The organism is Leucobacter sp. Ag1 (assembly GCF_000980875.1).
Taxonomy (GTDB): domain Bacteria; phylum Actinomycetota; class Actinomycetes; order Actinomycetales; family Microbacteriaceae; genus Leucobacter; species Leucobacter iarius.
In genome coordinates, this window is the sequence record NZ_LAYO01000044.1 from 1 (window position 1) to 9,911 (window position 9,911).

11 protein-coding genes are annotated in these 9,911 nt (G+C 72.0%); 4 read left to right on the forward strand and 7 right to left on the reverse strand.

The annotated features are described in order from the left end of the window. The 4 genes from XM48_RS00635 to ribH all read left to right on the forward strand — a co-directional run. A partial coding sequence (locus tag XM48_RS00635; RefSeq protein ID WP_046453841.1) for a dihydrofolate reductase family protein occupies window positions 1–430 on the forward strand: 430 nt, incomplete at its 5' end. Further along, window positions 431–1,123, forward strand: a complete 693-nt coding sequence (locus tag XM48_RS00640) for a riboflavin synthase (protein WP_084820829.1) — start codon at window positions 431–433, stop codon at window positions 1,121–1,123. Between the two features lie 4 nt (window positions 1,124–1,127). After that, window positions 1,128–2,405, forward strand: coding sequence for a bifunctional 3,4-dihydroxy-2-butanone-4-phosphate synthase/GTP cyclohydrolase II (locus XM48_RS00645; RefSeq protein WP_046453842.1), 1,278 nt, complete (start codon window positions 1,128–1,130; stop codon window positions 2,403–2,405). After that, on the forward strand, window positions 2,402–2,893 hold the full coding sequence (ribH, locus tag XM48_RS00650; RefSeq protein WP_046453843.1) for a 6,7-dimethyl-8-ribityllumazine synthase: 492 nt from the start codon (window positions 2,402–2,404) through the stop codon (window positions 2,891–2,893). Before XM48_RS00645 ends, ribH begins: the two co-directional genes overlap by 4 nt. 114 nt (window positions 2,894–3,007) lie before the next feature. Here the strand turns inward: ribH and XM48_RS00655 are convergent, their stop codons facing one another. The 7 genes from XM48_RS00655 to XM48_RS00685 form a co-directional block, all read right to left on the reverse strand. Further along, on the reverse strand, window positions 3,008–3,559 hold the full coding sequence (locus tag XM48_RS00655; RefSeq protein ID WP_046453844.1) for a hypothetical protein: 552 nt from the start codon (window positions 3,557–3,559) through the stop codon (window positions 3,008–3,010). Then, window positions 3,556–5,223: a polysaccharide deacetylase family protein gene (locus tag XM48_RS16735; protein WP_052961203.1), complete on the reverse strand. Its 1,668-nt coding sequence runs from the start codon at window positions 5,221–5,223 to the stop codon at window positions 3,556–3,558. Before XM48_RS16735 ends, XM48_RS00655 begins: the two co-directional genes overlap by 4 nt. Window positions 5,224–5,594: 371 nt before the next feature. Further along, complete coding sequence (locus XM48_RS16740; protein ID WP_052961204.1) at window positions 5,595–6,290, reverse strand: GntR family transcriptional regulator; 696 nt, start codon at window positions 6,288–6,290, stop codon at window positions 5,595–5,597. 72 nt (window positions 6,291–6,362) lie between these two features. After that, a complete protein-coding gene (locus XM48_RS00670) occupies window positions 6,363–7,784 on the reverse strand; it encodes a sodium:solute symporter (protein WP_046453845.1) in 1,422 nt (473 codons plus the stop codon). Further along, on the reverse strand, window positions 7,781–8,053 hold the full coding sequence (locus XM48_RS00675; protein ID WP_046453846.1) for a hypothetical protein: 273 nt from the start codon (window positions 8,051–8,053) through the stop codon (window positions 7,781–7,783). The genes XM48_RS00670 and XM48_RS00675 overlap by 4 nt, the downstream gene beginning before the upstream one ends. Window positions 8,054–8,218: 165 nt before the next feature. Continuing rightward, window positions 8,219–8,884, reverse strand: coding sequence for a GntR family transcriptional regulator (locus XM48_RS00680; protein WP_046453847.1), 666 nt, complete (start codon window positions 8,882–8,884; stop codon window positions 8,219–8,221). Window positions 8,885–9,123: 239 nt separating this feature from the next. After that, the coding region (locus tag XM48_RS00685; protein WP_197074107.1) for a cell wall-binding repeat-containing protein at window positions 9,124–9,911 on the reverse strand (788 nt) is incomplete at its 5' end.

Sequence of the window (9,911 nt, forward strand, 5' to 3'; positions counted from 1 at the left end):
CGCCGCGGGCGAGCTGCTCGTGCCCGACGACGCCCAGCCGATCCCCGTGATCCTGGGCCACCGGCCGACGCCCGTCGGCGCCCGCGTCGACGCGCACCCCGCGCTCGCAGCGCGCGGGCTCGAGGCGCCGATCCGCATCTCGGGCGAGCACCTGGCCGCCGATCTGGCCTCGCTCGCCGAGCGCGGCATCCGTTCGGTGTTCGTCGAGGGCGGCCCCACCGTCGTCAGCGCGCTGCTCGCCGCCGGCCTCGTCGACGAGCTGCTCGTCTACGTCGCGCCGGCGCTGCTCGGCGGCCCGCGGCACGCCATCGCCGACATCGGCGTCTCCAACATGACCGGGATCCTGCGTCTCGCCACGGTCGAGCGCATCCCCCTCGGCCCCGACCTGCTCATTCGCGCAATCATCGAACCCCGCACGGAGGTGCTCTGAATGTTCACCGGACTGATCGAAGAGATCGGCGAGATCACCGAGATCTCGCCCGTCGGCGACTCGCTCCGACTCACGATCCGCGGCGAGCGCGTGACCTCCGACGCGGGGCACGGCGACTCGATCTCGGTCTCGGGCGTGTGCCTCACCGTCATCGAGCAGGGCGAGGCGACCTTCGCCGCCGACGTGATGGCGCAGTCGATCCGCATGTCGACGCTGGGCGGGCTCGCGGTCGGCGACCGCGTCAACCTGGAGCGCGCGGCGCGGGTCGACAGCCGCCTCGGCGGGCACATCGTGCAGGGCCACGTCGACGGCACGGCGCAGCTGCTCTCGGTCACCCCCGAGGACAACTGGCGGGTGCTGCGCTTCGCGCTGCCGCGCGGGCTCGCACCGCTGCTCGTCGATAAGGGATCCGTGACCCTCTCGGGCGTCTCGCTCACCGTCTCGAACATCGCCCCCGTCGAAGACGCGGAGCCGTGGTTCGAGGTGTCGCTGATCCCCGAGACCCTCGTCGCGACCACCCTCGGCGGGCTGCAGCCCGGCGACCGGGTGAACGTCGAGACCGACATCCTCGCCCGCCACGTCGCCCGCATGCTGCGCTTCGGCCTCGCGGCCGGCGACGACCCCCGCGGCCTCGACCTGACCGGCAGCGTCAACGCGCCCGCGGCTCCCCAGACCACCACCGAAGGAAACTGAAGCAATGACCATCGCCAGCATCGAGACCGCGGTCGCCGCCCTCCGCGAGGGTCGGCCCGTGATCGTGGCCGACAACGAGAACCGTGAGAACGAGGGCGACGTGATCCTGTCGGCCGAGCTCGCCACCCCGGAGTGGGTCGCGTGGTCGGTGCAGCACTCGTCGGGCCTGCTCTGCGCGCCCATGACCAACGCGATCGCCGACCAGCTCGACCTCCCCATGATGGTGGAGCGCAACGAGGACGCCCGCGGCACCGCTTACACGGTCACGGTCGACGCGGCCGAGGGCATCACGACGGGGATCAGCGCGAGCGACCGGGCGACGACCCTGCGCGCGCTCGCGAACCCCGACGGCAAGCCGACCGACGTGAAGCGCCCCGGCCACGTGCTGCCGCTGCGCGCCGTCGACGGCGGCGTGCGCGCCCGTGACGGCCACACCGAGGCCTCGGTCGAGCTCATGCGCCTCGCGGGTCTGCGCGAGGTCGCCATGATCGGCGAGATCGTCGCGGAGGACGGCGAGATGATGCGCCTGCCCGGGCTCATCGAGCTGGGCGAGCGCGAGAACGTGCCCGTCACCACCATCGAGCGCCTCATCGACTACCTGAACGAGCACGACCCGCAGGGCGCCCCCGCGGCCGAGCTCGAGCACCGCAGCGTCAGCCTGCGCGCCGACCCGCTCGTGCCGACCGAGCACGGCGAGTTCCGCATGCGCGCCTACCGCGACCGCCGCACCGGCGTCGACCACGTCGCGCTCATCGCCGCGGGCACCGCCCCCGCGCTGCCCGCCGAGGGCGCGCTCGTCCGCGTCCACTCCGAGTGCATCACGGGCGAGGCCTTCGGCTCGCTGAAGTGCGAGTGCGGCCCGCAGCTGCGCGCCGCCATGGACCTCGTGCACGAGACGGGCGGCATGGTCATCTACCTGCGCGGCCAGGAGGGGCGCGGGATCGGCCTCGCCAACAAGCTGCGCGCCTACCAGTTGCAGGAGCAGGGGGTCGACACGCTCGACGCCAACCTGCAGCTCGGGCTCCCCGCCGACGCCCGCGACTACACGGCGGCGGCCGAGATCATCGCCGACCTGGGGCTGCGCGGGATCCGCCTGCTCACCAACAACCCCGACAAGGTGTCGCAGCTCGAGCACCAGGGCGTCGACGTCGCCGAGCGCGTGCCGCTCGTCGTCGGGGTGAATGAGACCAACGCGGCCTACCTCGAGACCAAGCGGGATCGCATGGGCCACCAGCTGCCGGCATCGAACGTGCTGGCCGACACGAACGGAGCAACCGCATGAGCGGCGCAGGAGCCCCCGATCTGGCAGTGGACGCGACGGGCCTCCGGGTCGCGATCGTGGCGGGCAGCTGGCACGAACAGGTGATGTCCGGGCTCGTCGCCGGGGCCGAGGCGACGCTCTCTGCGGCCGGCGCCTCGTTCGAGCTGATCCGCGTGGCCGGCGCCTTCGAGCTGCCGCTCATCGCGCAGGCGGCGCTGCGTCCCGCGTCGCAGGGCGGTGGCGGCTTCGACGCCGTCGTCGGGCTCGGCGTGATCATCCGCGGCGGCACCCCGCACTTCGAGTTCGTCGCGAACTCCGTCACCGACGGGCTCACGCGCGTGCAGCTCGACTCGGGCAAGCCCGTCGGCTTCGGCGTGCTCACCACCGACAGCGAGCAGCAGGCGATCGACCGCTCGGGCCTGCCCGGCTCCCCCGAGTCGAAGGGGCAGGAGGCCGCCGAGGCCGCCCTGCACTCCGCGGCGGCGCTGCGCGCGATCGCCTCGGCGTAGCGCGGGCGCGGGCGCGGGCTTCGCCGAGATGACCCGTTCGCGGGCAATGAGCCCTCATAACCCGCGAACGGGTCATCTCGCGTGCATGTGCGGGCGCGTGTACGCGCGAACGCGTCAGCCCAGGCGGATCGATTCGACCAGCGCCACGAGCGCCGGACGGTAGGACGCGAGGTCCCGCTTCGCCTGCTTCGCGTCGGGCTCCGACAGCTCCACGCCCAGCAGCACCGCGTGGCGATCGTCGCCGACCGCGGCACTGACGTTCTTGGCGGAGTCGACGTGCGCGACCACGAGCTTCGAGGCGAGCGTCTCGGTACGGATCTTGCCCGACCCCGACCCCTCGCCGAGCTCGGCTGCGAGCACCTCGGCGGGCTTGCCGCTCGGCGCGGGCGAGATGCGCACCGTGAGCCCGCGATCCGGCGAGACGAGCAGCAGTTCGTCGCTGTCGGCGCCGGTCACCTCCCACCCCGCGCCGGGCACGATCGTGGCCGTCTTCGGGTCCCCGATCGCCACGGTCCGCTTGCCGTCGGCGGCTTCGGCGGCGCCCGCGGTGCCGATCCCGGGCAGCAGCACGAGCAGCAGCAGTCCGACGGTGAGCAGGCTGCTGAGGATCCCTGCCGCGAGCATCGTGCGTCGTCGGCGAGCGAGCATCATCTCGTGCGGGTTCATCGTGCCGACACCCTTCCGACGGGCACCTTGCCGTCGAACAGCTGGCTCACGGTCGCGAGGGTGAAGCCGCGGTCGCGCAGCCCGTCGATCACGCGGCCGGCGGTCTTGACCGAGTCGGTGTGGGTGTCGTGGAACAGCACGATCCCGCCCGGTTCGAGCACGGGCACGGAGCGCTGCACGAGCGCGTCGGGACCGGGCTCCTTCCAGTCGTTCGTGTCCACGCTCCACAGGATCGCGGGCCAGCCGACGGCGCGCAGCACCTTCTCGTTCACGGCTCCGTAGGGCGGCCGGTACATGGTCACCGGCGTGCCGCTCAACTTCCCGATGATCGCGGCGGCGTCCTTCACCTGCGCGACGGCGGCCTCGGGCCTCAGCGTGGTGAGATCGGGATGGTTCATGGTGTGGCTGGCGAGCTCGTGCCCCTCGGAGGCGGCCCGGCGCACCGTGTCCGGAGCGCCGCTCGCCGCGTTGCCGAGCATGAAGAACGTGGCGAGCGCCTGCTTGCTGCGCAGGGTGTCGAGCAGTTCGCCGGTGTGCTTCGCGGGGCCGTCGTCGTAGGTGACCGCGACGCAGGGCACCAGGTTGCAGTCGATGGGCGCGGTCCAGCTGCCGGCGGGCATCCCGACGAAGGGCTGTTCGGCGGCGGCGAGGCGCTGCTGCTCCGAGGGCGCGGCCCAGCCCTCCGCGGTCTTCGCGGGCACGTGCACGGGGGTCTGATCCTTCGTCGCGTCCGTGCCGAGGCCGGCGAGCTCGGGAGCGGCGATGCCGGGGGCGAAGGTGACGTCGAGGCCGCCGTCCTCCGCGGTCTCGGCGCCCTCGAGCGCGGCTGCGGCGAGCGCGAGCTGCGCTTTGCCCGGTGCCGCGACGGGCGCGTTCGAGAGGCCGCCGTGCCGGGTGCGCAGCGCACTGACGGTGTCGCGCCAGAGTTCGGCGGGCGCGACTTCGCGCCAGCGCGTGGCGTCGTCGGACACCTCGCCGGTCTTCACGTTGGCGTAGAGCGTGGTGGTGCGGTCAGCGGTGATCTTCGCCGTGGCGTCGGCGGGCTTCACGCCCTTCTTCGGCGCTTCGGCGGTGCCGGTGACGGTGCGGAACCGCACGCCGACGTAGGGGCCGAACGCGCCGAGCAGGCTGCAGGTGATCGCGGTGCCGGATCCTCCTGTGGGCCCGGTGGCCTTGTCGAGCAGCAGTTCGGCGGGGGTGCGCTCGGTGGATCCGTCGACGCAGCCGCGCGCGCCGAGGCCCGCCCCGACGGGGAACGCTTGCGGCGCGTAGGGCTTGCCCGTCGCGCGGATCGCCGTCCACAGCAGTTCGCTCACGCGGTCGTTGAACTTCGGCACTCCGGGCAGGAACACGTAGCGCGCCTGGATCGGTAGGGCGTCATTGCGGATCCGTCCGCTCACGATCCCGATCTTCGCGGGGTCCGCGATCGCGGCGCCGATGGTCTTGGCGTTCTTGCCGGATGTGCCCGCGCCGGCGGCCTTCTGACCGTCGGCCGACTTCTGGCCCGTGCTCTTCACCGCTGCGAGCAGCGAGACGCCGCCGGGTCCCTGGACGACGGGCGGCTTCCACGCGCTGTCGGGTTCGCGCGCGCAGGCGGCGGTGCCTGCGATCAGCGCGGTCGCGAGCGCCAGTGCGAGACCGCGCCGCTGCCAGGTTGTTGCCACTCCGCGCCCTCCGCCGTGCTGTCGGCGGGCTCGCCGCGACCGAATTACTTTCCCGAAGATTACCAATGGATCGGGATTCTTCCGCGCCAGAATTCCTAGAATTCCCCGAATGTTTCCGACTCGTGATCATCGGCACGGCGCAGGCGTGCGGGCCGACACCGGGCCGCCTCGGCGACGCGGTGCGAAACACCGAAGATTCCCCGCGAGCATTGGAGATTCAGCGCACGGACCGGCTCACCGACGAGCGCCCGGGCGGACGCGCACACGCACACGAGTTCCACGCGAAATGCTCAGCGTCCCGAATGCACCGGCCGTGCGCACGGTCGAGAAATGCAGTGCATTCCGCCATTCCACCGGTCAGGACGACGGGATCATTCGGCGCGCGCGGCCCACTCGGCCGGAGCCCACTCTGCACCTGCGACCGGCAGGCGGTAGACCTCGGCGAAAGCGCGGTCGGCCGAGGCGAGATCGCCCGAGTCGAGCGATTCCCGAATTCTTCCCCACCCCGAGGCGAGCAGATCCCAGTTGGGGGTACGCAGGTCGGCGGCTCCGCGGATGCGGAACACGAGCCCGGGCCCGGAGGTCCCGGCGATGCTGGCCATGAAGGAGTTCGGGCACTCGGCGACGAGGAACTCGAAGAAGCGCACCCCCATCGCCTCGAAGTACGCCCGGATATCGCGGTGGTCGACGGCGTCGAGCCCGGCTTCGATGAGTTCGGCGGCCTCGGCGCGCGTGGCCTCGGTGAGCGCGGGGACGGCGAGTTGGAACGCGCCCGCGAGGAGCACGCCGAGCGCTTGGGTGGCCTGCTCGATCTGGGCGGGATCGGGATCAACGACGGAGGTGTGGCTCTGCGCGTGGATCTCGACGAAGCCCTCTGCCGCGAGCAGGTTCAGCGCTTCGCGGATCGGCGAGCGCGAGATGCCGAGCCACTGCGTGAGCGCCTGGTCGTCGAGCCGCTCGCCCGGCGCGAAGGTGCCGTCGAGGATCGCGTCTTGGATCGCGTCGTGCGCCTCGTCTTTGAGGAGTCGGCGCTTCGCGACGGGCCTGCGGATGGTTGGAGCCGGCATCGCACCCTCCTTCTAACATGTTACGGGTTCAGATACTGAGGATAACCGGCCGGGCCGGGATCCGCCACCCGATCACCCCGCCCGTGACGCGACGGAGATCGGTGTACCCCGCGGTCGACGCCTGCGGATCGCCTCGGCGACGCCGAGCACGAGCAGGTTCGGCGCGAGCGCGATGAGACCGGCATCGAGGCTGCCGATCGGGATCCCGCCGAAGGTGATGACCGCGACGGTCAGGGATCCGGCCAGGATCCCGAGGCCCGCGGGCCGGGCGCCCACCCGCACACGCTCGGCGAGCGCGCAGGCGATCGCCGGGGCGAACTGGGTGGTGCACCCGTAGGTGAGCAGCAGCAGCGCGCCGATGTCGGAGCGGGCGAGCCCGAGCAGCAGGGCGAGCAGCGTCACCGCCACGATCGCGACCGCGTTGACCGCGAGCCGACGCTCGGGAGCCACTCGCCGGAACACGTTCTGGCTGACGAGCGTCGAGATGCCGATGAGGATCCCGCCGGCGGGCACCATCGCGGCGGCGGCGCCGCCCACCGCGATCACGCCGAGCAGCCAGTCGGGCAGCAGTCGGGCGGTGGTCTCGAGCAGCACCGCGTTGCCGGGCGTCGCGGGGTCGAGCAGCAGGGTGCCCGCGAAGCCGACGGTGATCGGGATGAAGAGCAGCAGGAAGTAGACCGGCTGCCAGATCGCCGTCTTCCGCAGCGCGGCCCCGTTGCGGGCGCTGAGCACCATGGGCCAGAAGTGCGGCAGGGTGCAGAATCCGGATCCGATCGAGGTGACGATCGTGGCGCTGAGGAAGTACACGGGGTCGATCGCGCCGCCGCGCATGGTCAGCAGCCCCGGCGACTCCTCGGCCACCCGGGTGAAGATCTCGGGGATCCCGCCGAACGAGATCGCGAGGCCGCCGACGATCGCCAGCATCGCGATGATCATGAGCACGTCTTTCACGACGGCGACGCGGGCGATGCCCCGGATCCCGGCCCAGATGACGAACAGCACGACGAGCGCGCTGGCGAGCACCATGCTGAGCCCGCGGGCGCCCGCACTGCCGGTGACGAGTTCGACGATCATGCCGAGCCCGACGATCTGGAGCTGCAGGTACGGGATCAGGGCGAGCGCGCCGATCACGGCGACGAAGCGACCGAGCCTGGGCGATCCGTAGCGGGCCGCGAGGAAGTCCGCGATGGTGAGCGTGCCGAGCGGGGTGCCGAGCTCGCGGATGCGCGGCGCGACGAAGTAGAAGACCAGGTACGAGATGGTGAGGTAGGCGATCGCGAAGGTCGCGCCCACGCCGCCGCCGAACGCGAGCCCGGCGAGGCCGAGGAACGTGAAGGTGGTGAGCCCCTCGCCGGCGAGGAGGATCCAGGAGGTCCAGGCCGAGTTGCGGCGGCCGTTCACCGCCCACCCGGTGAGGGATCGCTGCCGCCCGGCGGCGATGCCGAGCGCGCCGAGCGCGAGGATCCCGATCCCGACGATGATCGCGACGGTCACGGCTGCTCTTCCGGGGTCGGAGCCGACGACGCGGCGGCTTCGTCGCTGTCGGCCGCGCGTCCGCCGGTGCGGAGATAGCGCGCTTCGACGAGGTGCAGGGCGGCGGCCGAGAGCAGCACCATGCCGCCGGTCCAGGCGAGGCCCGCGGGGATCCCGGCGACGAGAGTCGGCTCGCGGACGAAGGGGAGGAACGGTGTGGCGAGGAATCCGAGGATCGGGACCGCGACGATGGCCGCTCGTCCGCGGGTGAGGAGTCGGGGCCCGGCCATGTCTGCTCCTTCCGCTGGGCCCGAGCCCGACCGCGCCGGTGGGGTGAGAACTGAAGGGGACTCGACGCGGTCGGGTTGGGCGTGATAGCACGCTAGTCACTCGCGGGGCGTTCGGGGGAAGGGTTCACCCCGCCTGTCACCCTCTTCGATGAGCCCCGACCGCGGTCATCCGCAGCGGGCGGCGTGGGCGCGCTCGAAGCGGTCGGCGACGTGCGCGAAATGGTCGCGGAGCGCGGTCACGGCTCCGCGCACGGTGCCGTGCTGGAGCGCGTCCGTGAACTCGCGTGCGGCGCCGTGGCCGAGACCGCTGACGCCGGTGATCGAGGCGGCCTGGCGCAGGTGCGCGGCGGTGATCGTGAAGAACTGCTGCAGGTAGGGGTTGCGGGATTCGCTGAGCAGGGGCTCGTAGAGGTCGAGCAGTTCGGCCGCGGCGTCGTGCCCGCGCTCGGCGAGGCCGAGGGCGTCGGCGCGGTGCTGCATGAGGCGGATGCTGCGGGGCCGGAGGGTGGTCTGGGAGAGGTGCACGGCGGATTCGACGGCGGACTGGATCGCGTGCAGCGCTTCACGGGTGCGTTCGTGGTCGACGGTGCGCACGTAGCTGCCCTGCCGGGGGCGCACGAGCACGAGGCCCTCGTGCCGCAGGGTCTGCACGGCGGCGCGCACGCTCGCGATGGTGAAGCCGTAGTCCTCGGCGACGCGGGTGTCGGTGAGGGCGGCGCCCGGCTGCAGGGTGCCGGTGACGATGTCGTGGCGCAGGGCCGCGTGCACGAAGTCCTTCTGGGAGACGCGTGACGCGGCGCTCGGTGCGGGTGCGGGTGCGGGTGCGGGCATGGTGCGAACTCCTTCTGGTCTGACGCGGGATTGGGCCGAGGCGAGGCTACGGGTGCTGGTGCTGGGTGGGTGCGGGCGCGGATCCTGCCGGGTAGGGCTGCGGATCCTGGACATGGAAGTGCCTGCGGCCCGAAGACGCACCGGGATATTGGGAACGGTGCGTCTCGGGCCGCAGGCGGAGGGTGGGAGTCCGGCGGGGCAGGGGGCCGGGCCGGACTCCCGGTCTGGGCGGTGTCGGGTTAGCAGGTGGGCTGGTTGTTCAGCACCCGGTCGGTGATGACGCCCTTGCCGCCGAGCACGACCCCGGCCTGGGGCTTGATCGTGCCCGTGATGGTGTCCTTCACCGGCTTCGGCACACAGTTCTTCATCGTGAGCATGATCGGTGCCGACTGCGCGCCCGCGACCGCGGACCCGGCCAGCGCGTCGGGGAAGTCCACACCCGTGGCGAGGTAGACGAGGCCGCCCTTGGTGTGCCACTGCTTCGCGATCTCGGCCGACGTCTCGTACCGGGTGCCGCCCGCGAACCGCTCCACGGTCTTCCCACTACCACGCATCGCGGTCTCGATGCTGGGGGCAACGGCCCCGTTTCCGCCGGCGATGTAGAGGTGCTTCGTGCCGTACTTGCCCAGCGCGGCCCGGCTGGTGCCGGTGAGGCCGGTCTTGCCGTCGACAAGGATCACGGGGACCCCGGTTGCGCCTGCGGCGGATCCTGCGGACAGGGCGTCGGGGTAGTCCCGGCCGGTCGCGACGAACGCTTTCTCGGTGCCGTTCTTCCAGCCCGTCTGGGCGATCTTCAGCGATGTCTCGTACCGGTCGCTCCCGGCCATACGGACGATCTTGACACCCATGCCGCGGATCTCGGCCTCAACCGATGCGGAGATCGCGCCGGTGCCGCCCGCGATGTACCCGGTGTCGGCCTTCAGTCGTTTGATCTCGGCCTTGGTCTCCTTCACGAGGCGGGTGGGCGGGGGGAGGCGCACGGGCGCGTTCTGCTTGACGGCGAACGGGGCCGCCGACAGGGCGTCGG

Bases quoted from the DNA above. Each gene is read 5' to 3' on its own strand.
- XM48_RS16740 (WP_052961204.1), bottom strand. From the start codon at position 6,290: ATGCCGGCTCCAACCATCCGCAGGCCCGTCGCGAAGCGCCGACTCCTC.
- XM48_RS00675 (WP_046453846.1), bottom strand. From the start codon at position 8,053: ATGGCCGGGCCCCGACTCCTCACCCGCGGACGAGCGGCCATCGTCGCG.
- ribH (WP_046453843.1), top strand. From the start codon at position 2,402: ATGAGCGGCGCAGGAGCCCCCGATCTGGCAGTGGACGCGACGGGCCTC.
- XM48_RS00680 (WP_046453847.1), bottom strand. From the start codon at position 8,884: ATGCCCGCACCCGCACCCGCACCCGCACCGAGCGCCGCGTCACGCGTC.
- XM48_RS00640 (WP_084820829.1), top strand. From the start codon at position 431: ATGTTCACCGGACTGATCGAAGAGATCGGCGAGATCACCGAGATCTCG.
- XM48_RS00655 (WP_046453844.1), bottom strand. From the start codon at position 3,559: ATGAACCCGCACGAGATGATGCTCGCTCGCCGACGACGCACGATGCTC.
- XM48_RS00645 (WP_046453842.1), top strand. From the start codon at position 1,128: ATGACCATCGCCAGCATCGAGACCGCGGTCGCCGCCCTCCGCGAGGGT.